Source organism: Pseudomonas sp. A39 (assembly GCF_058145955.1).
Map to the genome: position 1 here is coordinate 1 of NZ_JBYVMD010000008.1, position 23,012 is coordinate 23,012.

At 61.4% G+C, this 23,012-nt stretch carries 21 protein-coding genes and 1 pseudogene; 9 read left to right on the forward strand and 13 right to left on the reverse strand.

All coding sequences use genetic code 11. From position 1 onward, the window contains the following. The 4 genes and pseudogenes from AC3ZU9_RS08110 to AC3ZU9_RS08125 form a co-directional block, all read right to left on the reverse strand. Positions 1-188: pseudogene (locus AC3ZU9_RS08110) on the reverse strand (hypothetical protein); the annotation flags it as partial. A gap of 42 nt (positions 189-230) precedes the next feature. Continuing rightward, the gene (locus tag AC3ZU9_RS08115) at positions 231-1,397 is read right to left on the reverse strand and encodes a GGDEF domain-containing protein (protein WP_012724604.1); all 1,167 of its coding nucleotides are present in this window, start codon (positions 1,395-1,397) and stop codon (positions 231-233) included. A gap of 129 nt (positions 1,398-1,526) precedes the next feature. Continuing rightward, positions 1,527-2,651, reverse strand: coding sequence for a sensor histidine kinase (locus tag AC3ZU9_RS08120; RefSeq protein ID WP_012724603.1), 1,125 nt, complete (start codon positions 2,649-2,651; stop codon positions 1,527-1,529). 130 nt (positions 2,652-2,781) lie between these two features. Then, positions 2,782-3,993 (reverse strand): MFS transporter, encoded by a 1,212-nt coding sequence (locus AC3ZU9_RS08125; protein ID WP_012724602.1) that lies wholly within the window; start codon positions 3,991-3,993, stop codon positions 2,782-2,784. A 98-nt stretch (positions 3,994-4,091) separates the two neighbouring features. Here AC3ZU9_RS08125 and AC3ZU9_RS08130 point away from each other — a divergent pair, with 98 nt between their 5' ends. Next, positions 4,092-4,913: an AraC family transcriptional regulator gene (locus tag AC3ZU9_RS08130; protein WP_043205440.1), complete on the forward strand. Its 822-nt coding sequence runs from the start codon at positions 4,092-4,094 to the stop codon at positions 4,911-4,913. Here the strand turns inward: AC3ZU9_RS08130 and AC3ZU9_RS08135 are convergent, their stop codons facing one another. Next, positions 4,914-7,487, reverse strand: a complete 2,574-nt coding sequence (locus tag AC3ZU9_RS08135; RefSeq protein ID WP_046036197.1) for a bifunctional diguanylate cyclase/phosphodiesterase — start codon at positions 7,485-7,487, stop codon at positions 4,914-4,916. Between the two features lie 106 nt (positions 7,488-7,593). Between AC3ZU9_RS08135 and AC3ZU9_RS08140 the strand changes: the two genes are divergently transcribed. Then, positions 7,594-7,911: an SDR family oxidoreductase gene (locus tag AC3ZU9_RS08140; RefSeq protein ID WP_224795913.1), complete on the forward strand. Its 318-nt coding sequence runs from the start codon at positions 7,594-7,596 to the stop codon at positions 7,909-7,911. Here AC3ZU9_RS08140 and AC3ZU9_RS08145 read toward each other — a convergent pair. Continuing rightward, positions 7,863-9,023 (reverse strand): MFS transporter, encoded by a 1,161-nt coding sequence (locus tag AC3ZU9_RS08145; RefSeq protein WP_093541947.1) that lies wholly within the window; start codon positions 9,021-9,023, stop codon positions 7,863-7,865. The two genes, AC3ZU9_RS08140 and AC3ZU9_RS08145, sit on opposite strands and share 49 nt — an antisense overlap. Positions 9,024-9,061: 38 nt before the next feature. Next, positions 9,062-10,084 carry an alpha/beta hydrolase gene (locus tag AC3ZU9_RS08150; protein WP_490090551.1) on the reverse strand — a complete coding sequence of 341 codons (1,023 nt, stop codon included), beginning with the start codon at positions 10,082-10,084 and terminating at the stop codon, positions 9,062-9,064. 165 nt (positions 10,085-10,249) lie between these two features. Between AC3ZU9_RS08150 and AC3ZU9_RS08155 the strand changes: the two genes are divergently transcribed. After that, the gene (locus tag AC3ZU9_RS08155) at positions 10,250-11,173 is read left to right on the forward strand and encodes an AraC family transcriptional regulator (protein WP_046036195.1); all 924 of its coding nucleotides are present in this window, start codon (positions 10,250-10,252) and stop codon (positions 11,171-11,173) included. On the opposite strand, the gene AC3ZU9_RS08160 is transcribed toward AC3ZU9_RS08155, so the two are convergent. Beyond that, the gene (locus AC3ZU9_RS08160) at positions 11,148-11,654 is read right to left on the reverse strand and encodes a GAF domain-containing protein (protein WP_122811306.1); all 507 of its coding nucleotides are present in this window, start codon (positions 11,652-11,654) and stop codon (positions 11,148-11,150) included. The genes AC3ZU9_RS08155 and AC3ZU9_RS08160 overlap by 26 nt on opposite strands. Before the next feature lie 53 nt (positions 11,655-11,707). Continuing rightward, positions 11,708-13,210 (reverse strand): glycine betaine/L-proline transporter ProP, encoded by a 1,503-nt coding sequence (gene proP / locus AC3ZU9_RS08165; RefSeq protein ID WP_012724594.1) that lies wholly within the window; start codon positions 13,208-13,210, stop codon positions 11,708-11,710. 154 nt (positions 13,211-13,364) lie between these two features. On the opposite strand from proP, the gene AC3ZU9_RS08170 reads away from it, so the two are divergent. Together AC3ZU9_RS08170 and AC3ZU9_RS08175 are read left to right on the forward strand one after the other, a co-directional pair. Then, positions 13,365-13,895 (forward strand): GNAT family N-acetyltransferase, encoded by a 531-nt coding sequence (locus tag AC3ZU9_RS08170; RefSeq protein ID WP_490090552.1) that lies wholly within the window; start codon positions 13,365-13,367, stop codon positions 13,893-13,895. A 143-nt stretch (positions 13,896-14,038) separates the two neighbouring features. Then, the gene (locus tag AC3ZU9_RS08175; protein WP_046036194.1) at positions 14,039-15,442 is read left to right on the forward strand and encodes an MFS transporter; all 1,404 of its coding nucleotides are present in this window, start codon (positions 14,039-14,041) and stop codon (positions 15,440-15,442) included. A 37-nt stretch (positions 15,443-15,479) separates the two neighbouring features. On the opposite strand, the gene AC3ZU9_RS08180 is transcribed toward AC3ZU9_RS08175, so the two are convergent. Next, positions 15,480-16,400 carry a bifunctional helix-turn-helix transcriptional regulator/GNAT family N-acetyltransferase gene (locus AC3ZU9_RS08180; protein ID WP_012724591.1) on the reverse strand — a complete coding sequence of 307 codons (921 nt, stop codon included), beginning with the start codon at positions 16,398-16,400 and terminating at the stop codon, positions 15,480-15,482. A gap of 70 nt (positions 16,401-16,470) precedes the next feature. Beyond that, positions 16,471-17,409, reverse strand: coding sequence for a DMT family transporter (locus tag AC3ZU9_RS08185; RefSeq protein ID WP_490090553.1), 939 nt, complete (start codon positions 17,407-17,409; stop codon positions 16,471-16,473). A gap of 92 nt (positions 17,410-17,501) precedes the next feature. On the opposite strand from AC3ZU9_RS08185, the gene AC3ZU9_RS08190 reads away from it, so the two are divergent. Continuing rightward, positions 17,502-18,443 (forward strand): LysR substrate-binding domain-containing protein, encoded by a 942-nt coding sequence (locus AC3ZU9_RS08190; protein ID WP_490090554.1) that lies wholly within the window; start codon positions 17,502-17,504, stop codon positions 18,441-18,443. Between the two features lie 97 nt (positions 18,444-18,540). Here the strand turns inward: AC3ZU9_RS08190 and AC3ZU9_RS08195 are convergent, their stop codons facing one another. Further along, positions 18,541-19,833 carry a PQQ-dependent sugar dehydrogenase gene (locus AC3ZU9_RS08195; RefSeq protein ID WP_012724588.1) on the reverse strand — a complete coding sequence of 431 codons (1,293 nt, stop codon included), beginning with the start codon at positions 19,831-19,833 and terminating at the stop codon, positions 18,541-18,543. Next, entirely contained in the window at positions 19,830-20,243 is a 414-nt protein-coding gene (locus AC3ZU9_RS08200) for a DUF2231 domain-containing protein (RefSeq protein WP_012724587.1), read from the reverse strand. The genes AC3ZU9_RS08195 and AC3ZU9_RS08200 overlap by 4 nt, the downstream gene beginning before the upstream one ends. A gap of 173 nt (positions 20,244-20,416) precedes the next feature. On the opposite strand from AC3ZU9_RS08200, the gene AC3ZU9_RS08205 reads away from it, so the two are divergent. From AC3ZU9_RS08205 to AC3ZU9_RS08215, 3 genes are all read left to right on the forward strand, one after another. After that, positions 20,417-21,448: a UV damage endonuclease UvsE gene (locus AC3ZU9_RS08205; RefSeq protein WP_490090555.1), complete on the forward strand. Its 1,032-nt coding sequence runs from the start codon at positions 20,417-20,419 to the stop codon at positions 21,446-21,448. A gap of 93 nt (positions 21,449-21,541) precedes the next feature. Continuing rightward, positions 21,542-22,021 (forward strand): P-loop nucleotide/nucleoside kinase family protein, encoded by a 480-nt coding sequence (locus tag AC3ZU9_RS08210; RefSeq protein ID WP_460948963.1) that lies wholly within the window; start codon positions 21,542-21,544, stop codon positions 22,019-22,021. Next, positions 22,018-22,794, forward strand: a complete 777-nt coding sequence (locus AC3ZU9_RS08215; RefSeq protein WP_093541883.1) for a nucleotidyltransferase domain-containing protein — start codon at positions 22,018-22,020, stop codon at positions 22,792-22,794. The genes AC3ZU9_RS08210 and AC3ZU9_RS08215 overlap by 4 nt, the downstream gene beginning before the upstream one ends. The last annotated feature ends 218 nt before the right edge of the window (positions 22,795-23,012 follow it).

The window sequence follows — 23,012 nt, forward strand, 5'->3', positions numbered from 1 at the left end:
CATCCCTGCCGGTTTACCCCCCAAATCCCTGTCGAATTCCGGCCAGCGTGTTTGACGGGGCGCCTGAGATCAAAAGCTAGATCAAGATCAAGATCAAGATCAAGAGCGGCTCGCTTCGCATCGTGGTTACCGTGGTTGCTAAAACGTTGTGTCGATGCTTGTGTTGGCATGGCTGCAACGGTCGTCATCTCATTTGCATTCGCCGCCACCGTCGATTTTGGAAAAAGCAGTTAGCCGTACGGGCCGGTGCCGGTCCGGTCGACCAGGCGGATGCTGTCACGGCCAGCCCGCTTGGATTCATACAGCGTGGTATCGCCTTGTTCAATCAGCGCCGTCAGGCTCGGCGGTGGTTGATCAAACAGGTTGGCGCCGATGCTCAGGGTGACCGGCGCTGGCGTGGCGAAGGTCTGCGCGGCCAGTTGGTGAAACTGGTCGCGCAGGCTGCTGCCCAGCGTGACGATTTGCTCGGTGGAGGCCGGGTTCAACAGGATCACGAACTCATCGCCGCCGAGGCGTGCGGCCAGCGCACCTCGGGGCACCACGCCGCGGATCATTTCACTCAACGCGATCAGCAAGCGGTCGCCGGCGATATGGCCGTGGAGGTCGTTGACCGATTTGAAGTTGTCGATATCGATCAGCAGCAACGCACCCGGTTGCGCCGGCGACACCTGGGCCAGCAGGCGTGGGGCGCGCAGGTCGAGGGCGCGGCGGTTGTACAGGGCGGTGAGGGGGTCGCGGGCAGCGAGGCGGGCGATCTGTTGTTCGCGTCGGTAGCGTTCGGAGCCGGTCATCGACAGGGCAATCAGCATGATCGCCATGGCGCCTTCCACCAGGGAGACCTGGATGATTTCGCCCTTGAACGCGGCAAGGTCGATCAGGGTGCCGGGGATCAGTACCGACAGGGCCTTGGCCACATAGAAGGTGCCATGGATCAGCAGCACATAACGCAATTGCACCGCGCCGATGCTCAACGATTTGCCATGGGGGCGCAGCAAAAAGCTGGCGCGCAAGGTCGGCAGCGCCACCAGCAGCGACTGCACCCCCAGCATGGCTTTGGACCACGGCAGGTCGGCCGGCAGCATCAGCATGCCGAACCAGACCGCCAGCATCAGCAGCCACAGGCGTGACAGGCGCACCTGGGTGAACCGCGCCACGCCGAGCAAAAACAGAAAGTGCGCGCTCACCAGTAGGCCGTTGGCGAACCAGATGCCGATCATCACAAAGCCATTGATGCGCAGCAGCGCAAGCGTGGAACCGATGCTGATGGTCGCGAAACCAGCGCTCCAGTACAGCAGCGAAGGTTCACGCACACTGCGCCATTCAACGGCCAGGTACAGGGCGGCAGCGGCTGCCAGGGCAACGGTGAGTGCCAAAATCGTAGGAGGGTCGAGCGTCATGTGCTGCCGGGTCTGCCAGGGTTGCGTTGAAAACCGCGATTGTAAGCCTTCGCGAGCGGTTTTCGGAGCCTTACTGGCGAACGGCTATCAGCCCGCGGAGGTCGGTGCACGTAGGTCAGTGCACGCAGGTCAGTACAGAGGCACCGTTGCGCGGAACACCGTACCAGACGCCAGGCTCGACTCGACTTCAATCAACCCTTGGTGGGACGCCACAATTTCAGAAGCGATGAACAAGCCCAACCCGAGGCCTTCCGTGGGGCCGTGTTCAATCACCGCGCGTTGGGAAAAGCGTCCCATGGGGTTGAAGATAAATGGCAAAACGTCCACCGGGATGGGGTTGCCGCGATTGTGCACCGCGAACACCAACGTCTCTGCCGACGCCGACAATTGCACCTTGATCGGTGAACGCGCATCACCGTGTTGCACTGCATTGCTGATGATGTTGGAAAACACTTGCTCCATGCGCGGGCCATCGAAGGCGCCAGTGGCCTGGGTTGTCGCTTCGAACAGGATGTGTGAGTCGGGGTGAAACGCGCGGATTTCGTCGACGATCCGTTCACAGATCGGTGCCAGGTCGACGGCCGTGCGTTTGACCGGAATGCCGGGGCCCATCTGGCAGCGCGTCAAATCCAGCAGGTCGCCAACGATCTGGCTGGCGCGTTGGACACTGGTGTAAATCTGCGTGGCCACGCGGGTATTGCGCTCGCCCAAGGCCGGCGAACGCCTGAGCATGTCGGCGCCCAGCAGAATCGCGCCCAGCGGCGTGCGCAGGTCGTGACCGAGAATGCCCAGGAAGACATTGCGCGACGCTTCTACCGCGCGCGAGTAGCTGGCGATGGATTCCGCCAGCGCCTGGTCGATGGCCTCATGAAAGCGGTTCATGTCGTCGACTTGCAGCGCCGTGCCGTGTTTGATCTGGTCAAGCCACTGGCTGAGTACGCTGGTGCGCAACGCACGGTATTCAGACACCATCTGGTCGATGGAGAACCCCGCCATCAAGCGGGTTACCGCATGCGTTTCAGCGGGGCTCTCGGTGTCATTCTGCGGTGCCAGCCCCTGAGCCTTTTCGGTTTGTTCCTGCACCGTCTGGCTGGTGCGCAGGTCGAGTACGATGGCGTGCAGCATCTGTTCGGCGTGATCACGCAGGCCTGCACGGTCGAGGTCGGCGCCTGGGGTCTGGATGGTGCGTGCAAAGTCTTCCCAGGCCTGAAGAATCGGTTCGAGGTTTGCAAGAATGAAGTCTGGCAGGCGCATGCGGGGGTTCCTTGGAGGGGCGGCGAGCAGAAATGCGCGGGAAGCTGCCAAACAAGGATTTAAGCACGGATTGGCTTGCGGCATGCTGCGCAGGCGTCCCTGCCTGCGTCAGTCATGCGGATAAGTGCGGTCAAATGCCTTTGGTAGACGGCAGCAAGACGGTCAGGATGCCCACCAGTGGCAGGAACGAGCACAGTTTGTAGACGTACTCGATACCGTGTGTGTCAGCGAGCAAACCGAGCAGCGCCGCGCCAATCCCGCTGAAACCGAACATCAGGCCGAAAAAGATCCCGGCGATCATGCCCACATTGCCCGGCACCAGTTCCTGGGCAAAGACCACGATGGCCGAGAAGGCCGAGGCGATGATAAACCCGATCACGACGCTCAATACCGCCGTCCAGAACAGGTCGACGTAGGGCAGCGCCAGGGTGAACGGCGCTGCACCAAGGATGGAGAACCAGATGACTTTCTTACGGCCGATCTTGTCGCCGATGGGGCCGCCCGCGAAGGTGCCGACCGCCACTGCGCCCAGGAACAGGAACAGGTACATCTGGGAGCTGGAGACCGACAGCTGGAATTTTTCGATCAGGTAGAACGTGAAGTAGCTGGTCAGGCTGGTCATGTACCAGTACTTGGAAAACACCAGCACGGCCAGTACGACCAGGGCGAAGGTCACGCGGCCTTTGGACAAACCATGGGTGGCTTTGCCGCCTTGCTTGAGCTTGAACAGGTTGAGGTGGTTGCGGTACCAGCGGCTCAAGCCGTACAGCACCAGGATCGCGAACACGGCAAACAGCCCGAACCAGGCGATATGGCCTTGGCCGTAGGGAATGATGATCGCCGCCGCCAGCAACGGGCCCAACGCGCTGCCGGTGTTGCCGCCGACCTGGAAGGTCGATTGGGCCAGGCCGTAGCGACCGCCGGAGGCCAGGCGCGCGACACGCGAAGTTTCCGGGTGGAAGGTCGACGAGCCGACGCCGACCAGGCCGGCCGCCAGCAGGATCGCCGGGAAGTTGCCGACAAACGCCAGCATCAGGATGCCGATCAAGGTGCACACCATGCCCGCCGGCAGTAGCCACGGTTTGGGGTGGCGGTCGGTGTGGTAGCCGATCCAGGGTTGCAGCAGCGAGGCAGTGAGCTGGAAGGTCAGGGTGATCAGGCCCACTTGGGTGAACGACAGCCCGTAGTTGGCCTTGAGCATCGGGTAGATCGACGGCAGCACGGCCTGGATCAGGTCATTGATCAAATGCGCCAAGGCGCAGGCGCCGAGGATACGCATGACCAAGGGGCTGGCTTGGGGTGCAGTGGTTGCAGCGGCGGGTGACGCGGTGAGGGTCGACATGCAGGCATTCCATACAAGGCAGCTAATCAGAGGCGGCGACTTCTTAAGGTCACCATCCATTACAAAATGATTCGGCGTTTATGCTAGATTCGTCATGAATGCCTGTCTCGCGTAATTCGGGCGGCAACCATCGCAAAAAGGGCGAAATGATCAAACCACTGAATGAATTTCTCCAGGAAATCAACGAAGGCGCCTGGGCGGTCATCAGTTCCGCCACGGATTACCCGGAAAATTGGGTGATCCCCGACCACAGCCACGAAAAACATCAACTGCTCTACGCCATCGAAGGGGTGATGGTGGTGTACTCGGCGCTGAACCAGTGGACGGTACCGCCCAATCGCGGGATCTGGATGCCCAGCGGGCAGGTGCATTCGTTGCGCTGTGTCGGCACCCTGAAAATGCGCAGCGTGTTTGTGCGCCCGGACCGGTTCCCGAACATGCCCGGCGAGCCGAAGACGGTCAGCATCTCGCCGCTGCTGAGCGAGCTGATCAAGGCGTCGGTGAGTTTGAAACCGCCGTACGCCGAGGACTCGCGGGAGGCGCGGATCATGCACCTGATCCTCGACGAACTCGCCATCTTGCCGGCGCTGCCACTGGCGTTGCCCCAGCCCGCCGACCCGCGTATCAAGCAGATCTGCCTTGCGTTACAGGACGATCCGGGGGACGCCTCCACCGTGGCGGATTGGAGCGCGCGCCTGAACCTGGACCAGACCACCATCCAGCGCCTGTTCCGCAAGGCAACCGGCATGACCTTCGGCCAGTGGCGTCAGCAGGCGCGGCTGCTGCTGGCGCTGGAGCGCATTGCGGTGGGCGAGAAGGTGATCGATATTGCCCTGGAACTGGGCTATGAAAGCCCGAGCGCGTTTACCAGCATGTTCAAGAAACAGTTTGGCAAGACGCCGAGCCAGTTTTTCCGGTAATCACTGCACGGTGCCGGCGTGCACGTCGAGCAAGCTGTTGAGCGCCTCGATATCCAATGGCCGACTGAGGAAATAGCCTTGGCCCTCTTCACAGGCCACGGCCTTGAGCAGCGCCAGATGCTCGGCGGTTTCAATGCCTTCGGCCGTGACTGTCAGTGCCAGGGCGCGGCCCAGCCCGACAATCGCCTGGATAATTGCCTTGTCATCGTCACTTTCCTCCAGTCGGGTGAGGAAGCTGCGGTCTATTTTCAAACCATCGAACGGGAAGGCGCGCAGATAGCTCAGGGACGAGTAGCCGGTGCCGAAGTCATCCATGGCAATGCGTACGCCCAATTGCTTGAGCGTGCGCATCACCTCAAGCGCCCCGGTGGCATCTTCAAGCATGACGCTTTCGGTGATTTCCAGTTCTACGCGCGCGGGATCAATGCCTGAGCTCTTCAGCGCTTGCTGCGTACGCTCCACCAGGTTGCCACGCTTGAACTCCGTGGGTGACAGGTTGACGGACACAAAAAGAGGCTCCGGCCACTGCGCGGCACACACGCAAGCGGTCTCCAGTACCCAATCGCTCAGCGCCAGGATCAACCCGGACTCTTCGGCAATCGGAATGAAGGTGTCCGGCGCGATCAGGCCGCGTACCGGGTGCTGCCAGCGCACCAGCGCTTCGGCGCCGACCATTTGCCCGTCGGCGATGCGATAGCGGGGTTGGAAGTGCAGGCGCAGTTCGGCATGTTTGATCGCATACCGAAGGTCGCTTTCCAGACGCCGACGTTCGATGATCCGCGCGTTCATGTCGCCGGAATAGAACCGCCAGGTATTGCGCCCGGCGGCTTTCGCCTCGTACAGCGCAATGTCGGCGTAGCGCAGCAGTTCCGCGGCTTCGCGGGCATCGTTGGGCGCGATGGCAATCCCGATACTGGCGCTGATGAACACCTCTTGCTCGTCAATTCTGATCGTGCGTTCGATGGATTCGATCAACCGCTTACACAGGGTTTCGACTTCGTCCTGAGTGCCTGCATCGGTCAGGATCAGCACAAATTCATCGCCGCCGACACGAGCGACCAGATCACCATGGCGCACGCAGTCCGCCAGGCGCGCAGACACTTCGTTGAGCACCCGGTCACCGGCCGCGTGCCCGAGCAGGTCATTGACCGGCTTGAACCGATCCAGGTCCAGGCTGAGCATCACCAGGGGCTGTTCGGTGGAGGGCAGGGCTTTGAGTTTGCCGTCGAGGAACGCTTGCAGGCGGGTGCGGTTGGGCAGCCCGGTCAGGGCGTCATGCTGGGACAAGAACTCGATGCGCCGACGGGCTTCGACTTCTTCCGTCACGTCGGTGGCCGTCCCGCGAAACCCGCCGCACGGCATCTCTCGCGCCGACAGCCGAGTGGTGCGTTCCTGTCCTGCTGCATCGACGTAGCGACACTGCACGCTGATATCCGGGCGTCGTCCGGGTGCGCTGAGCCACTGGGAAAGCAGGCCCGACTCGGTCTCCAGCAAGTCGTTCATCGTCGCCCCGATCCACGCATAGCGGGTCAACCCGGTGACGCCTTCGAAGCGTTCCGACAGGTAAGTGAAGCGCCAACCGGCGTCGATTTCCCACACCCAGTCGGAGCTGGCCTCCACCACATCGCGAAAGCGTGCTTCGCTGGTGGCCAGGGCATTCTGGCTGTTCTGCAGCGACGAATGGCTCGCATCCAGGGCGAGCGCGGCGGCGGTGGTGCGGCGCGAAATGGCCCAGGTCATCAGGCACACCAGCAACGCGGCCAGGCCCAGCAGCGGCAGACCGACCCCCATAAGCCGCAAACCGGGCCGGGCCGGCTCCCAGTGCAGGCTGCCGGCGGTACCGTTGTCGCCGAGGGGAAAGAGCAACGTTTTGCCGATTTCATCGGGGCTGGCAATGTGCAGTTTGTTCACGCCGAACTCATCGCCGATCACGGCCAGTTTGGCGCTGTTGAGGATGTCGATGAAGATCAGCACCGAGGCCGGCCGGCCATCGGCCCGCACCGTGGGGTCGGTGCCGGGAGTGATGGCGGCGGCCGCCACCAGCGCGGGGCTGCCGTGCACGTTGATAAAGGCGGTGACCGGTGTCTCGCTGTCGGCACCCGCACGGGCCTGGTCGAGAATCCCGGCAATGGGCTGGCCCAGCCATTGCGTGAGGTCGATATCCAGCAGCTTGCCGTCGACGACCGCGTACACCGTGCGATTGGCGTCGTTGACCACAAACAGGCCTTGAAAACCGAAATCATCAAACAACGTGGCGCCGAGATTGCCCCGCATGTAAGCCCAGTCATTGTCGACTTTAACGTGCAAGTGCTTGTAGGCATCGCTCCAAAAGGCGTAGTCCTTGACGGTCACCCGTAAGGTTTTCTCCAGCGATTGCACGGCTTTACGGGTATAGAAGGCGCTTTCAACCTGCTCGGAACGGTCCAGTTCGTGGGCGAGGTAAACCAGCGAGTAGGCCGCGGCAGCAAATACCACGGCCAACAAGCCCATGAACCGGAACAGCGAGGTGCGCGCCAGTGAAAGGCTGGTGCGGTCGGAAAGCGAGCGGACGATAGGAGCGAGAGAGTTCGGCATTGTTTCCCGCAGAGCGTCGCTGCAAGTCAGGGGTATGACGTGTTATCGGCGGCCGTGGCAAAACGTTGAGAGCGTTGCAGCGGATCAGGGCTCACGCTGGAGCGCGTTGCGTCCCCTGGCTTTGGGCTTCACCGGCAGGCTATGCACCTACAACATCGCCAAGGAAGCCGTACGCGCACTCACACGCTCGGCGGCGCGAGAATGGGGAGTGGACAACATCACGGTCAACAACCTGTTGCCGGTGGCCGACACCTGGGGCGATGCGTATGACGCCCCGGCGCTGACCAATGTGCTGGGGCGTTACGGCTCGCCTGAAGATGACATTGCGCCGGTGGTGCTGTTCCTGGCCAGCCAGGACGCGCAATTCATTACCGGCTACAGCCTCACACCGGATGGCGGGCAAATCATCGACAGTGCGCGGTAACCGCTGGCGCGAGCCGCGAGCCACGCCAACACGGCTGCCGCACCCAGCACCGCCGCACTCAACTGGAAGGTAGCCTGGTAACCGCTCCAGTCAAACACGAGGCCGCCAACGATAGCGCCCGATGCTATCGCCAGCTGGATGATCGCGACCATCAAGCCACCCCCTGCCTCGGCATCGTCGGGCAGGGTTGTCGACAGCCAGGTCCACCAGCCCACCGGCGCGGCGGTGGCGACCAGGCCCCAGAGCCCCAGCAACAACGTGGTCATCACCATGGAGCTGCCGACCTTGACCAGCGCCAGCGCAATCCCCGCCATCACCAAAGGGATGATGATCAATGTCAGGAACACGCTCTTTTTCAGCAAACGCTCGATCAGGAGCGTCCCCACCAGTCCGGCCAGGCCCAGCACCAACAATATGAGCGACAACCGGGAAACACTGACCTGGGTGACAGCCTCCAGAAACGGTCGCAGGTAAGTGAACAGCATGAACTGGCCCATGAAAAACACGCTGACCGCCAGCATGCCCAAGGCCACCGGCTTGCGCTTCATCAAGCCCAACAGGCGGCCGTTTTTTGCCGCCCCCTGCGCTTTGATCGACGGCAGACTGAGCATCAGCCAGGCCGCCGCCAGCACTGCAACGGGGACGACGCAAAAGAACGCCCCGCGCCAGCCGATCAAGCCGCCGACGAAGCTGCCCAACGGTGCCGCGATCACCGTTGCCAGTGCGTTGCCGCCATTGACGATAGCCAATGCCCGCGGCACCTGGGCTGCGGGCACCAGGCGCATGGCGGTGGCGGCCGACAGTGACCAGAAGCCGCCGATGGCCACGCCGATCAACGCGCGGCCCAGCATGAACACGGAGTAATTGGGTGCGAATGCCACCACCGTGCCAGAAATGATCATCAGCAGGGTCAAGGACAGCAGCAAGCGCTTGCGTTCAACCCGCGCCGCCACGGCCGCAATTACCAGGCTGGTGAGCAAGGCAAACAGCCCTGATACCGAAATGCCCTGTCCGGCCTGGCCCTCGGTGATATGCAGGTCGGTCGCCAGCGGCGTCAACAGGCTCACGGGCAGGAACTCGGAGGCCACCAGGGCAAATGCCGCCAGTGACATTGCGAGTACGGCGCCCCAGTTTTTTGGCTCGGCGGTCGTCACTTCAGGTACTTCCTGAAAAAGCCGGCGAGCGTGTCGAACGGGATCAGGTCGACCCGGTCGTACAAGTCCACATGCCCGGCGTCGGGGATGATCACCAGTTCCTTGGGCTCGGCAGCACGCTGGTAGGCGTCCTCGCTGAATTCGCGGGAGTGCGCATTGGCGCCGGCAATCAGCAAGAGCGGACGCGGAGAAAGGGTCTCGATGTCATTGAACGGGTAGAAGTTCATGAACTTCACGTTGCTGCTCAGCGTCGGCCGGGTGGTGGTGTGTGGCGAGGCGCCGGTGGGGGTGAACTCACCGCGCGATGTGCGATAGAAATCGTAGAACTCATCGCCAACCGCATCGCCGGTCAGGGCGTTCGGTGTGCCGCCGGTGTAGACGGTGTCGGCCCCCTGGAATTCCACATAGCGCTGGTTGGCCGCTTGCAGCAGTACCTGTCGGCGTTGCGCCAAGGTCACGCCATGTTTGAGGCCATTGCGAGTCGCGGCGCCCATGTCATACATGCTCACCGTGGCGATCGCCTTGAGGCGTGGGTCGATCTTCGCGGCAGCGATGGCGAAGCTGCCACTGCCGCAGATACCGATCACGCCAATGCGCTCGCGGTCGACGATTGGCTGGGTGCCAAGGTAATCCACGGCGGCGCTGAAGGCTTCGCTGTAGAGCTCGGGCAACACCGCATTGCGTGGTGTGCCGGCACTTTCTCCCCAGAATGGGAGATCCAGGGACAACGTTACAAAACCCCGTTCTGCCATTTTGGTCGCATAGAGGTTCGCGCTCTGTTCTTTGACGGCACCCATCGGGTGGCCAACGATAATCGCAGCATTTCTGGAGGTGGGGGCAAGGTCCTTGGGCACAAACAGGTTGCCCGCGACCGCCATGCCGTATTGATTGTTGAAGGTGACCTTTTCGACACTGACCTTGTCGCTTGTGTAGAAGTTGTTGGCACCGTTGGACATATCGGCTCCCAGTGAAGTGGTACAGGTCACCAGCAAACCCAGGGTGAGCAGGAGGTTTTTCATCGGATGATCCTTGAGGGGGTGGGTGCGCACATTTTCCCGGGGGCGGTCAGGGTTCTGTAGTGCGTTTGACTGGATTACTTGCCTGATCCTCTGAGTTCTGCGGTTTGCCGGGACGCCACGGACCGCTCGGGGTAAAGTCCGATGACGAGAGAAAAAGAGCCTGTTATGACTATCAATGAAACGCCCCTGGACGCGCTGATCCAGGCTATTGGATCGCGGGTGCAGGCACCGGGCGACTACCCCATGCCGATTCCTGGTCTTGGCTTCTACCGGCGTGAACAGCCCGCAAGCCCCGTGGTGTGCATGGTCGAGCCGTGCATCGTGTTGGTTGCCCAAGGTGCAAAACAGCTGTGGGCGGGGGGTGAGGGTTATCCATACGATACTTCGCGCTTCCTGGTGACCTCACTGGACATTCCCGCCAATTCCGAAGTGCTGGTGGCCAGCCCCGAAAGACCTTGCCTTGGGCTCACCTTCAAGTTGGATTTGCGCATATTGGCCGAGCTGATCGCTCAGAGTGAGTTGCCGCCGGCGCGGGAGCGGTCGGTGCTGAAGGGGGTGGGCATCGGTACGGTGACCCAGGGCATGCTGGCGTCTTTCGCGCGTCTGGTGGCGCTGCTGGATGAACCCGAAGCAATTGCGGTGCTGGCACCGTTGATCCAGCGCGAGATTCACTATCGTCTACTGAAAAGCGACCAGGCGAGCCGATTGCGTCAGATCTGTTCCGTCGACGGGCAGGGCTATCGGATTGCCAAAGCGATTGATTGGCTGAAGCTCAATTACGACGTGGCATTGCGCGTCGATGAGTTGGCGGCGCGCGTGCAAATGAGTGCGGCAACCTTTCATCATCACTTTCGCCAACTGACGGCGATGAGCCCGTTGCAGTATCAGAAGTGGCTGCGCCTGAATGAGGCGCGGCGCTTGATGTTGAACGAGCACCAGGACGTGTCCAGTGCCGCGTTCAAAGTGGGCTATGAAAGCCCGTCACAGTTCAGCCGCGAGTACAGCCGCTTGTTCGGCATGCCGCCTAAGCGCGATGTGGCGGCACTGCGTGGCAAAGCGACTGTCAGTGATCAGCCGCCGTCAGGTTAGCGTAGAAAATACAACCGATCAGCCGCGCGAACAGGCTGAGGGTTTCCGGCAGGTTGGGGTCTTCAAACAGCATCGGCCTGGAATCCAGCGCGCACAGCGCACCGAACAGGCGGCCGTCAGGCAGGAAGATCGGCGCACCGGCGTAGCTTTCGATGGCGAATTGCTTGACCACCGGGCGAGTGGCAAAGCGGCCATTCTGGCTGATCTGCGGGATGAACAGCGTCTGAGGGTTGATAAAGAACTCACTGCACAGCGTGGTTTCGAGGTCGAGCACGTCGTCGACCTGGATGCCCATTTCGGCGGTGTCGTGCACGGAGCAGACCACCCATTCCTGGTCAGTGAATTTGGCGAGGCCGGCAAAGCGCATGCCGGTCAGGCGGGTGACCAGTTGCAGGATGCTGGTGCTGGCTTCTATTTCGGCGATGGCAGCGCGCTCATCGGCGCTGAGCAGGGACTGTGCTGAGGTGACGCTAGGAATCATAGGTGAACACTCCAATTGCGTGGTGGTCCTGGCCCACCACGCACGTTGAGGGCTTAGTTAATCCGTGGATGCTGCTGCACAAGGTTGTTGCGCTTGGCTTCCAATTCGGCGATCTCGGCATCGATGTCTTCGATCTTCTGCTCGATATTGTCGTGATGTTCCTGCAGCAGCTCCTTGGCTTCTTCCATGTCCGAAGCGGCCGGCGCTGCGCCGCGCAACGGTTTGTTGGCGGTTTCCTTCATGGTCAGGCCAGTGACCAGTCCAACGACCGCAAACACCATCAGGTAGTAGGCGGGCATGTAAAGGTCGTTGGTGCTTTCCACCAGCCAGGCCACGGCAGTCGGGGTTACGCCTGCGATCAACACCGACACGTTGAACGCACTGGCCAATGCACTGTAGCGCAGGTGCGTGGGGAACATCGCCGGGAGTGTCGAGGCCATCACCCCGATAAAGAAGTTGAGGATCACCGCCAGGATCAGCAAACCGGCGAAGATCAGCCCGATCTTGCCGCTGGTGATCAGCATAAATGCAGGGATCGACAGGAACAGCAGGCCGATGCTGCCGGCGATGATGAACGGCTTGCGACCGATCTTATCGCTGACAAAACCGATGAACGGCTGCACGAACAGCATCCCGACCATGATCGCGATGATGATCAGCACGCCGCTGTTTTCTTTGTAATGCAGGTTATGCGACAGGTAGCTCGGCATGTAGGTGAGCAGCATGTAGTACGTCACGTTGGTGGCCGCGACGATGCCGATGCAGGTCAGCAGGCTGCGCCAGTGCTGGGTCGCGACTTCCTTGAACGACACTTTGGGACCGTGTGTCAGGCCTTCGCGGTCGCCTTGCTCGAGTTTGTCCATGTGCTGTTGGAACGCCGGGGTTTCTTCCAGCGCGTGACGCAGGTACAGGCCGATGATGCCCAGAGGCAGGGCGAGGAAGAACGGCAGGCGCCAGCCCCACGCTTCGAACTCGGCTTCACCCAACACGGTGGAAATCAGTACAACCACACCGGCGCCGAGCACGAAACCGGCGATGGAGCCGAAGTCCAGCCAGCTGCCCAGGAAACCGCGCTTGCGGTCCGGGGCGTATTCGGCGACGAAGATCGACGCGCCGGTGTATTCACCGCCGACCGAGAAGCCCTGGGCCATTTTGCACAGCAATAGCAGGATCGGCGCCCAGATGCCGATGGAGGCATAGCCGGGAATCAAGCCGATGGCAAAGGTGCTCAGGGACATGATCACAATGGTGGCGGCGAGTACTTTTTGCCGCCCGTATTTATCGCCCAGTGCGCCGAAGAACAGACCGCCCAGCGGGCGAATCAGGAAGGGCACCGAAAAGGTACCCAATGCAGCGATCATTTGTACGCTGGGCGAGGCGTCCGGGAAGAACACCTTGCCGAGCACATAGGCGACAAACCCGTAGACGCCGAAGTCGAACCATTCCATGGCGTTACCCAAGGCGGCAGCGGTGATTGCCTTGCGCACCTTGGCGTCGTCAACGATGGTGATGTCTTTCAAACCGATGGGTTTGACGCTTTTCTTACGTAATTTCATGCGGGGGCACTCTAAAGCAGAACAGGGGAGGTGCCATCGCAGCGATGGCACCGCTCTGTCAGTTCAGATACAAGCGGACATGAAATAATTCACCCGTATTTGCGTTTTTTTGCAGATGCATTGAACTTTGTGAATTTTACAGAGAGTTATCCGAATGCTCGCCAGCCCCGCGCGTCTCACCTACCGTCAGCCACTCCCCAGCGACCTGCAGCCATTGTTCGCGATCTTCGGCGACCCTCGGACCCACCTGTTCAACCCCGCCGGCCCCCTGACGTGCCTGGCCGATGCGCAACGCCTGCTCGACGGCTGGCTCGAGCAGTGGGCCAGCGAGGGCTATGGCTGGTGGGCGATTGCGCACCACGCGGCGCCGGAGCACATCATCGGCTTTGGCGGTATCGCGCCTCTCAATTACCTGACGCAAAGGCGCATCAACCTGGGTTACCGCTTTGCCGAGCAAGCCTGGGGCCAGGGCTATGCCACCGAAGTGGGGCGCGATGCCCTGAAGTTGGCATTTGAAACCCTGGCGTTACCCGAGGTATTTGGCCTGGTCCGGCCCGACCATGCGGCGTCGATCCGCGTGCTGGAGAAGCTTGGCATGCAGCCTTTCGGCCTGCTCGATGATGTACCCGGCAAGCCACCCAGCCGGGTATTCAGGATTTGTCATCCTACAACTGCTCAAAGCTGACACTTTTCACAGCCGCGCAAGACCTCATATAACCCTAATCTTTCAGATTGACAGGGGATAGGGACCTCGATATAAAAGCCACAGTTGTACGACGACATATGACGTTACATATGTCCTACCTAACAAAAATAAAAAGTGATGCCATGAACTTGATCGAGCCCATCCATGCTCATCGCGTTGGCCAAGCAGTAGGTAACTACCGCTGGACCATCTGCGCGATGCTGTTTTTCGCGACCACCGTCAACTATCTCGACCGCCAGGTGCTCAGCTTGCTGGCGCCGCAACTGTCGACGCAATTTGGCTGGAGCAACACCGATTACGCCAACATTGCCGCAGTGTTCCAGTTTGTCTACGCGATCTCCATGCTGTTCGCCGGGCGTTTTGTCGACAAGATCGGCACCAAGGCGGCCTACGTGGTGGCGATTGGCATCTGGTCCACGGGCGCCATCATGCATGCGTTTTCGGTACCGATGGGTGAGGGCATCGCGGCGATCAGCGGTGCAATCGGCCTGGCGGTAATTCCGGTGTCGATTGCCGGCTTTATGCTCTCCCGCGCCGTGCTGGCGATTGGTGAAGCGGGCAACTTCCCGATTGCGATCAAGGCCACTGCCGAATATTTCCCCAAGAAAGAACGCTCCCTGGCCACGGGTATCTTCAACTCCGGTGCCAACGTCGGGGCGATCCTGGCGCCGATCTGCGTGCCGTTGATTGCCGGGTTATGGGGCTGGGAAGCGGCCTTCATCGTGATCGGCGGCCTGGGCTTTGTGTGGGTGGCGGTGTGGGTCGCGCTGTACAAGAAGCCGGATGAGCAAAAACGCCTGTCGGCCGCCGAGCTGGCGTATATCCGCAGCGACCAGACCGTGCAGCCGTTCACCCCGGCAGCTGCGGGCGATGCAACGAAAAAAGTCTCGTGGTTCAAGCTGCTCACCTACCGCCAGACCTGGGCCTTCGCCTTCGGCAAGTTCATGACCGACGGCGTGTGGTGGTTCTTCCTGTTCTGGCTGCCCACCTACTTGTCGGCGCAATACGGCATGAAAGGTCCCGACATCGTGCTGCCCCTGGCGGTGCTGTACAGCATGACCATGGTCGGTAGCATCGGCGGCGGCTGGTTCCCGAGCTACTTCATGGCCCGTGGCGATGCGCCGTATGACGGCCGCATGAAAGCCATGCTGGTGATCGCCCTGTTTCCGTTGGTGGTGCTGTTGGCGCAACCCCTGGGCTACATCAGCTTCTGGGTGCCGGTATTGTTGATCGGCGTGGGCGCGTCGGCGCACCAGGCGTGGTCGTGCAACATCTTTACCACCGTCTCCGATATGTTCCCGCAGAAGACCGTGGCCTCGGTGGTCGGCATCGGCGGCATGGCCGGCGGTTTGGGCGGGGTGGTGATGACCAAGATTGGTGGCTGGGTGTTCGACTACTACAAGTCAGTCAACGATATCCACACCGGCTACATGATTATGTTCGCGATCTGTGCGCTGGCCTACCTGGTGGCCTGGAGCGTGATGAAGACGCTGGTGCCGCGCCACAAGGAAATCACCGACCTGTAAGGCTTGACGTCCCGCGCGGCAATCGCGCGGGACCGTTTCACAGCGCGCGGGCCCAGGTCTGGCTGACCAGGGATTTACCGAAGCTGACCATCGGTTCCTCCTCCACCAACTCAAACCCGGCTTTCTGATAGAGCTTGCGCGCATCGGTCAGGATGTCCACGGTCCACAGCAGCATGCGGGTGTAGCCCACCTGGCGGGCAAAACGCACGCACTCGTCCACCAAACGCTGGCCGATGCCCATGCCCCGCGCGCTGGCATCCACGTAGAGCATGCGCAACTTGGCTGTGGTGTCGTCATGGCGGATCACAAACACCGACCCCACCACGTCACCGTCCTTTTCCGCGATCCAGCAACGCTCGGAGGTCGGATCAAATTCGCGCAGGTACTTGGCGACAATCTCCGCCACCAGCGCTTCGAATTCCCAATTCCAGCCATATTCACGCGCGTATATTGCGGTTTGTTGTTGCACCACCAACCCCATGTCGCCGGGTTGTGGATCGCGTAGCAGATAGCTGGGCGCCGTGCCTTGCAGCAGCGCCTGGATGCGTTTCATGGCTTCGGTGAGCTGATGCTGTTGCTGCTCCGGCAGGCTGTCGAGCAGGGCGATGACTTCGTTCTGGGTGCGCTGCTCCAGGGGCGCCAACACGGCGCGACCGAGATCGCTGAGGTGCAATTGCACCGCGCGAGCATCGGTAACGGAGCGGACTTTCTGGATCAGGCCGCGCTTTTCCAGGCCGCCTACCAGCCGGCTCAGATAACCCGCGTCCAGGCTGAGCATGTGGCACAGGTCAGCGCTGGTGAGATCGCCTCGGGAAGACAACTCGTACATCACGCGGATTTCGGTGAGCGAGTAGTCGCTTTGCAGCAGGTGTTCCTGCAGCACGCCGATCTGCTGCGTATAGAAGCGGTTGAAGCCGCGCACGACACCGGCGCGCTCGATCAGCAGAGGGGTAGACATGCGCGAATACTCGAATGGTTGCCTGGGGCAATTATATTGTTGCTTCAGGCAAGCATGTCAATCCATTTGATCAGGTGCGCACAACCGTCAGAATAATGCGAACAGCCAGGACCACACCGATCAATACCGCGGCTATCCCGGCCGTTTCCATGAGCGTGGGCCAGCGCGTGCTGAACCACAGGCCGAGCAGGCTGGCGAACAGGGATTCAAGGGCTATCAACTGGCTGCTCAGCACCATCGGCAGACGCTGGGTCGCAGCGTTCCAGGCCCAGGCGCCGATCAGGGTCGACATCAGCGCGATAAACAAACACCAGGCATACAATGGCCCCGCTTGGGCAAAGCCGAAACCGAGGGTTGGCAGCTTGAACAAGCCCAGCATCTGCGCCAGCGGTACCAGGCACAGCGTGGCAATACCACTGCCCGTCAGCATGAGCGCGGTCCAGACGCCGGTTGCGGAGGGCGCGAGGGCCTGCAAGTGCTTCTGGTTGATCACGCTGAAGCCCACCCACACCACCACGGCACCTACTGAAAAGCACAGACCGGCCAGCCAGTCGCCACTGTTCGCAGGAGCGTGTTGGAGGCTGCTGAGATTCGACAGCAGCAATCCTGCCGTCAAGAACCCCAGCGGGATGGCCAGCCGGCACCAGCGCACGGTCTTGTTCCTGGCGTTACCGAGCAGGGCCAGTAACACGGGGACCAGGCTGACAAACGTCGGGGTCAACACCGGGCCGCCGAAGACGACGCCAGCGGTAATGCAGGCGCCGTAGCCCAGGCAGCCCGTTACACCGAGTCCGGCAGCGATCCACAACCGGCGCGGGCCAAGACAGCGCAATTGGGCGCGGTACAGGATCAACCCCGCGCAGCCGAGTACGCCGGCAATCAGGTACCGCACCGCCATGAAGTCAAAGAGGCTGTATTCACCGGTGACGTATGGCGCGATGAAATTCAGCGCCCAGCCCAGGGTCGCGATAACGGCAAGGCTTACGCCGAGGAAAGCGGAGGTCTGCATGGAGAGTGTCCCTGAAGTCATGCATTCATGGTGCCCAGCCACGCGGGTATGCTACAAACGAGTTCTCAGCCCTGGATGCATAACCTCAGATTATGAATGCACTCGGCAAAACCTTACCGCCGCTCGCGAGCTTGTTGCCCTTTGAAGCGGCGGCGCGCCTGGAGAGTTTCTCCAGGGCGGCCGATGAGCTTCACATCACCCAGGCCGCTATCAGCCGGCAGATTCGGGGCCTGGAAGACAACTTGGGCGTCAAGCTATTTTCCCGGCGCAATCGCGCAGTGTTCCTCACCCAGGAAGGGCGTGAGCTCGGACGGGTGGTAAGCCTTGCGCTGCAAAGCATCAGCGAGGGGGCCGCCAGCCTGCGCGCGTCGCACCACCGCAACCGGGTGGTGCTGCTGTGCCAGTTGTGCGAAGCGTTTTATTGGCTGATGCCGCGCCTCTCGACGTTTCACCAGCAATACCCGCACATCGAGATCCAGGTGGTGACCTCCACCCGGCCACTCACGGAGTTCAATGACCCTTTCGACGTGGCGCTGCAAAGCACCTGGCGCGCCAGTGGCTCGCATCCGTTGATGTTCACCGCCTCCGACGAGGTGTTTCCGGTGTGCAGTCCCGCCTACCTGAGCGCGGAACAACCGCTGCCGATCACCGAATTGCAGTCCTATACATTTTTGCACCACAGGGCTGACGCGCCCCACTTGATGGAGTGGGATGAGTGGCTACGGGTGTTCGGGCAGTTGATGGCCGGGAATGCACGCAGTGCCAGCTTCGACAGTTACCCGCTGATGCTGCAAGCGGCCGTGGAAGGGCACGGTATCGCCATGGGCTGGCGGCGTACGGCGAGTCGGTTGATTGAAAGCGGCGCGCTCGTAAGGCCGTGTGCGCAGAGTGTGCATTTGCCTGAGGCTATTTCGGTGTACAGGCACCAAGGGGAGAGGGACCGGGCGGAGGTTGCGGCCTTGCTGGCTTGGCTGGAAGCGCAGTTGCAGGATGACGAGGGGGAAGGCGTCGGCGAGCGCGTCACTCGCGGCTAACCCGGCGTCCTGCCGGGTTAGCCTCCCATTCAAGCCTGGGTTCGGGCACCGTGTTAGACGGGGCGCCCGAGGTTAAAAGCAGATCACGCGCAGCCAGCTACTGATTACGTGTCACCCGCCACACGGTATTGGCCAAGTCATCAGCAATGATCAGCGCACCTTTCGGGTCCACCGTCACACCCACCGGACGCCCACGGGTCTTGCCGTCGTCACCGCGAAAGCCAGTGGCAAAGTCGATCGGCTCACCGGACGGCTTGCCGTTGCTGAAGGGCACAAAGATCACCTTGTAGCCCACTGGGTTGTCGCGGTTCCAACTGCCGTGCTCGCCGACGAACACGCCGTCGGCAAATTTCTCGCCCATTTGCGGGATCGAAAAGTCCACGCCGAGGGCCGCAACGTGGGAACCCAGGCTGTAATCCGGCTTGATCGCGGCGGCGACCTTGGCCGGGTTCTGCGGTTGGGCGCGCGGGTCGACGTTCTGGCCCCAATAGCTGTAGGGCCAGCCGTAAAACGCGCCTTCGCGCACGGAGGTCAGGTAGTCCGGCACCAGGTCCGGGCCGAGCTCGTCGCGTTCGTTGACCACCGTCCACAATTGCCCGGTGTCCGGCTGGATGGTCAGTGCCGTCGGGTTACGCAAGCCGGTGGCGTAGGGCTTGTGCGCGCCGGTGGTGGCGTCGATCTGCCAGACCATCGCACGGTCGATCTCCACTTCCATGCCGCGTTCGGTGACGTTGCTGTTGGAGCCGATACCGACGTAGAGCTGGCTGCCGTCGGCGCTCACGGCCAGGGATTTGGTCCAGTGATGGTTGATCTGTGCCGGCAGGTCGGTGACGGTGCTGGGCGGGCCGCTGGCCTTGGTCTGGCCGTCGGCGTAGTCGAAGCTCACCAGCGCGTCCTGGTTGGCCACGTAGAGTTTGCCGTTGGCAAACGCCAGGCCGTACGGTGCGTTGAGGTTGTCGGCGAACACCGTCTTGAGTTCGTAGGTGCCGTCACCATCGGCGTCGCGCAGCAACGTCAGGCGGTTGCCGCTCTTGACCTTGGTGTTGCCTTCGGCCTTGATCAGGCTGGCGATCACATCCTTGGGCTTGAGCTTGGCCGCGCTGCCGCCACGGCCTTCGGCCACGAGGATGTCACCGTTGGGCAACACCAGGGTTTGGCGCGGGATGGCGAGGTCCGTGGCGATCGCCGTGACGCTGAAGCCTTCCGGAACCTTGGGTTTCTGCTCGCCCCAGGGCGCAGGCTCGGCGATCTTCATGCTCGGCAACAGGCTGCTTTGTTGTTCCGGCAGCTTGGGGTCGGGGCCACGGGCCTGGGTCTTGTCGCCTTCGCCACCGCAGGCGGCGAGCAATAATGTGGCGCTCAACAGGGTCAGGGTGCTGGACGTTTTCATTTGACACCTCCCGCGCGCAGGCCGGTCCAGGTGGCCGCCAGTGTCAGCAGCAAGACGATGGCCGACAGGACCAGGCCGGTCGGCATCGAGGCATAGGCATCCTTGGCATGCTGGAAGGCATTGACCAGGCCCACTACCCAGGTGGCCACCAGCAGCAGGACATAGCGTGTGGGTTGCCCGGCCTTGCGTTCGGCACGGAGCAGGTTGACCAGCGCGAACAGAAACGCGAAGCCAGCAAACACCAGCGCGCCGGCAATCAACCAGGACGCGAAGTTGGCCCATTGAATCTGGTAGGTCTGGGTGTAGGCAATGTCGCTGAGCAAGGCACCGAGAAACAACGGCACGGTGCCGGCCAGTAAGGTCGCATGCAGCGGCCCGGGTGTGTATCGGTAAGCGGGAAGGGTAGTCATCGTGGTAGCGGCTCCTTGTTGTACAACGCCCCTTAGCAGGGCAGCGCATAGGAAATGAACGCACCGCGTGTCAGAAAGTTCAGCGTGAATCGTGTCGAAATATTGTGAACCCACTGGGCCGGTTTCGGCCTAACGCCGTATCATTTCCGTACTTTATTCCGTCAGGCGCTTCCATGACCCATCCTCGCATCGGCTTCGCATGCCAGTACAAGCATCCCGAACGCCTGCTGTCGGCCAGCGCCTTGAAGCTGATCGAAGGCCCCTTCAACCCGCGCACGACCACATTGCGTTGGATGGAGAGTGTCTCGCCGCAGGTGGCTCGCGACAAATTGGTGGAAGTGGTCACCCACAACCTGGCCGCCCAATTACGCCTGCTGAGCTATGTCGCCGGACTGCCACCGACCCTGCGCATGCTGCGCCTGAGCAGTGATCTGCTGCCGTTCTATAGCCATCCGAACGTTGCCGCCGTCTATAAAGACCCGGCCATCGAGCGTCAATTGGTGGAAGGTTTTGCCGCCATCGGCGAGCTGGCCCGCGCTGCGGATATCCGCCTGTCGTTCCACCCCGGCCAGTACTGTGTGCTCGGTTCGGAGAACCCCGGCGTGGTGGAAAACAGCCTGGCTGAATTCGAATACCACGCCGACATGATCCGCATGATGGGTTACGGCCGGCGCTTCCAGGACCTCAAGTGCAATGTGCATATTGCCGGCCGCCTCGGCGTGGAAGGCACCCGTGCGGTGTGGTCGCGCCTGTCGGAAGTGGCGCGCAACTGCATCACCTTTGAGAACGACGAAAAGACCTACGGCCTTGATCATTGCCTGCAAGTGGCCGACCTGGCGCCGGTGGTGCTGGACATTCACCACTGTTGGGTCAACGAAAACCACTACATCGACCCCCACTCGGAGCGGGTCGCCCGCATGATCGAAAGCTGGCGCGGCGTACGGCCGACCCTGCACTATTCCCAACCTCAGGAGAGCCTGCAGGAACTGGGATTCGACGCCGAGCATAAGCTGGAAATGGACGCGCTGTTGCAGGTGGTGTCCAAGCGCGACCTGTACGCCCACAGCGCGCAGATGTGGAACCGCTGGACCAACGACTACGCGCTGCAATTTCTCGATCGCTTCGACATCATGCTTGAAGCCAAGGACAAGAACGTCGCCTCGCTGGCGTTCTATGAGCACTGGAAGCGGCGCAGCCCACCTTGAAGAGGGGCCATCGCAATAGCTCTAGGCGTGCAGGACGTTGTGCGATCAATCCTCAGCCTGCATGCTGGCAGGCCTGACACAAGGAACCGCCCTATGCCAACCCTGCATTTGCTCTGCGGCAAGATCGCCTCGGGCAAGTCCACGCTCGCCACGCGCCTTGCCGCCGAGCACGCCGCCATTGTGCTCAGTGAAGACCACTGGCTTGCCACGCTTTACCCCGGTGAAATCCGCGCCATTGCCGATTACCTCAGCTGCGCCCAGCGTATTCGCGGCGTGCTGGGGCCGCTGGTCATCAATATGCTGCAATCGGGCGTCAACGTGGTGCTGGATTTTCCTGCCAATACCTTGGCCAGCCGCGAATGGCTGTTGGGACTGGCGCACGTCGCCCAGGTCCCGCACTGCCTGCATTACCTTGAACGGGATGACGCCACCTGCCGCGCCCGACTGCACGCGCGCAACGCCCAAGGTGAGCATGACTTTGCCGCCACGGATGCCGAATTTGACCTGATTACCCGCCACTTCTGCGTGCCGAGCGAGGAGGAGGGGCTGGTGATCGAGAGGCATCGGCCATGAGCGCATCGCGATCCACTGGCGTGGACGCCGACGGTTTTATCCTCACGGTTTCCGACGGCCCCGTGCAGCGTGAGTTTCAGCCATTGCTTGAGGATGTCTGCAACCAACTCTCACCTCCAGAGTTTGGGGTGGACGGCATTTACCTCTATGGCAGTGTGGCGCGCGGCGATGCCGTCCCGGGTGTTTCCGATCTTGATCTCACGTTGGTGCTGCGCGAGTCGCCGACGTCAACGCAGTTGGCGCGCTTGGACGTCGTGCGGTGCGACCTGGAGCGGCGGCACCCGCACGTCACCAAGGTGGATTTCGATATTGGCAGCCGCGCACAAGCACTTGCGGCTGAAAACCGGAACCGCTGGGGCTACTGGCTCAAGCACCATTGCCGATGCGTATGGGGCAACGACCTGGCACTGCACTTCGAGCGGTTTCGGCCGTCACTGGACATTGCCTTGGCCGTGAATGGTGACTATGCAGCGGTGCTGACAGCCTATGTCACCCGCATCGCACGTGCCGACACCGAGCAAGAACGCCTTCGCTTGCAGCGCGAAGCGTCGCGCAAACTGATCAGAGCCACCCAGGTATTGAGTGGAGAAGACGGATCGACGTGGCCGCAGACACTCGAAGAGCATGTTGCGCTGTTCCTACGGGGTTATCCGACGCAGGTTGCCCAAGTGGCCTTCTTCCTGTTTGAAGCCCGAAACCCCAGTGCCGACAGCGAAAAATTCTTAGATCGGCTTCAAGCATTTCTGGGCTGGATGGTTTCACAGCAAAGGTAGATAGCAGCTCCCATACCGATATTCGCCATGGCTCAAATTGCGCTCGCCGCTACGACCGAAATCCCACTTACACAGCCGATCCCTTGTGGGAGCTGTCGAGCTTTAGCGAGGCTGCGATAGCGGTGTGTCAGGTGCTGAAAATGTTGGCAGTACCGCCGCCTTCGCAGCCTCGCCGGGGCTCGACAGCTCCCTCACTCAATGTTGGTCGCGCACTTCCA

Excerpts from the sequence above, each read along its gene's own strand:
- AC3ZU9_RS08115 (WP_012724604.1), bottom strand. The coding sequence starts at position 1,397 with ATGACGCTCGACCCTCCTACGATTTTGGCACTCACCGTTGCCCTGGCA.
- AC3ZU9_RS08120 (WP_012724603.1), bottom strand. The coding sequence starts at position 2,651 with ATGCGCCTGCCAGACTTCATTCTTGCAAACCTCGAACCGATTCTTCAG.
- AC3ZU9_RS08125 (WP_012724602.1), bottom strand. The coding sequence starts at position 3,993 with ATGTCGACCCTCACCGCGTCACCCGCCGCTGCAACCACTGCACCCCAA.
- AC3ZU9_RS08130 (WP_043205440.1), top strand. The coding sequence starts at position 4,092 with ATGCCTGTCTCGCGTAATTCGGGCGGCAACCATCGCAAAAAGGGCGAA.
- AC3ZU9_RS08135 (WP_046036197.1), bottom strand. The coding sequence starts at position 7,487 with ATGCCGAACTCTCTCGCTCCTATCGTCCGCTCGCTTTCCGACCGCACC.
- AC3ZU9_RS08145 (WP_093541947.1), bottom strand. The coding sequence starts at position 9,023 with ATGTCACTGGCGGCATTTGCCCTGGTGGCCTCCGAGTTCCTGCCCGTG.
- AC3ZU9_RS08150 (WP_490090551.1), bottom strand. The coding sequence starts at position 10,084 with ATGAAAAACCTCCTGCTCACCCTGGGTTTGCTGGTGACCTGTACCACT.
- AC3ZU9_RS08155 (WP_046036195.1), top strand. The coding sequence starts at position 10,250 with ATGACTATCAATGAAACGCCCCTGGACGCGCTGATCCAGGCTATTGGA.
- AC3ZU9_RS08160 (WP_122811306.1), bottom strand. The coding sequence starts at position 11,654 with ATGATTCCTAGCGTCACCTCAGCACAGTCCCTGCTCAGCGCCGATGAG.
- proP (WP_012724594.1), bottom strand. The coding sequence starts at position 13,210 with ATGAAATTACGTAAGAAAAGCGTCAAACCCATCGGTTTGAAAGACATC.
- AC3ZU9_RS08170 (WP_490090552.1), top strand. The coding sequence starts at position 13,365 with ATGCTCGCCAGCCCCGCGCGTCTCACCTACCGTCAGCCACTCCCCAGC.
- AC3ZU9_RS08175 (WP_046036194.1), top strand. The coding sequence starts at position 14,039 with ATGAACTTGATCGAGCCCATCCATGCTCATCGCGTTGGCCAAGCAGTA.
- AC3ZU9_RS08180 (WP_012724591.1), bottom strand. The coding sequence starts at position 16,400 with ATGTCTACCCCTCTGCTGATCGAGCGCGCCGGTGTCGTGCGCGGCTTC.
- AC3ZU9_RS08185 (WP_490090553.1), bottom strand. The coding sequence starts at position 17,409 with ATGCAGACCTCCGCTTTCCTCGGCGTAAGCCTTGCCGTTATCGCGACC.
- AC3ZU9_RS08190 (WP_490090554.1), top strand. The coding sequence starts at position 17,502 with ATGAATGCACTCGGCAAAACCTTACCGCCGCTCGCGAGCTTGTTGCCC.
- AC3ZU9_RS08195 (WP_012724588.1), bottom strand. The coding sequence starts at position 19,833 with ATGAAAACGTCCAGCACCCTGACCCTGTTGAGCGCCACATTATTGCTC.
- AC3ZU9_RS08200 (WP_012724587.1), bottom strand. The coding sequence starts at position 20,243 with ATGACTACCCTTCCCGCTTACCGATACACACCCGGGCCGCTGCATGCG.
- AC3ZU9_RS08205 (WP_490090555.1), top strand. The coding sequence starts at position 20,417 with ATGACCCATCCTCGCATCGGCTTCGCATGCCAGTACAAGCATCCCGAA.
- AC3ZU9_RS08210 (WP_460948963.1), top strand. The coding sequence starts at position 21,542 with ATGCCAACCCTGCATTTGCTCTGCGGCAAGATCGCCTCGGGCAAGTCC.
- AC3ZU9_RS08215 (WP_093541883.1), top strand. The coding sequence starts at position 22,018 with ATGAGCGCATCGCGATCCACTGGCGTGGACGCCGACGGTTTTATCCTC.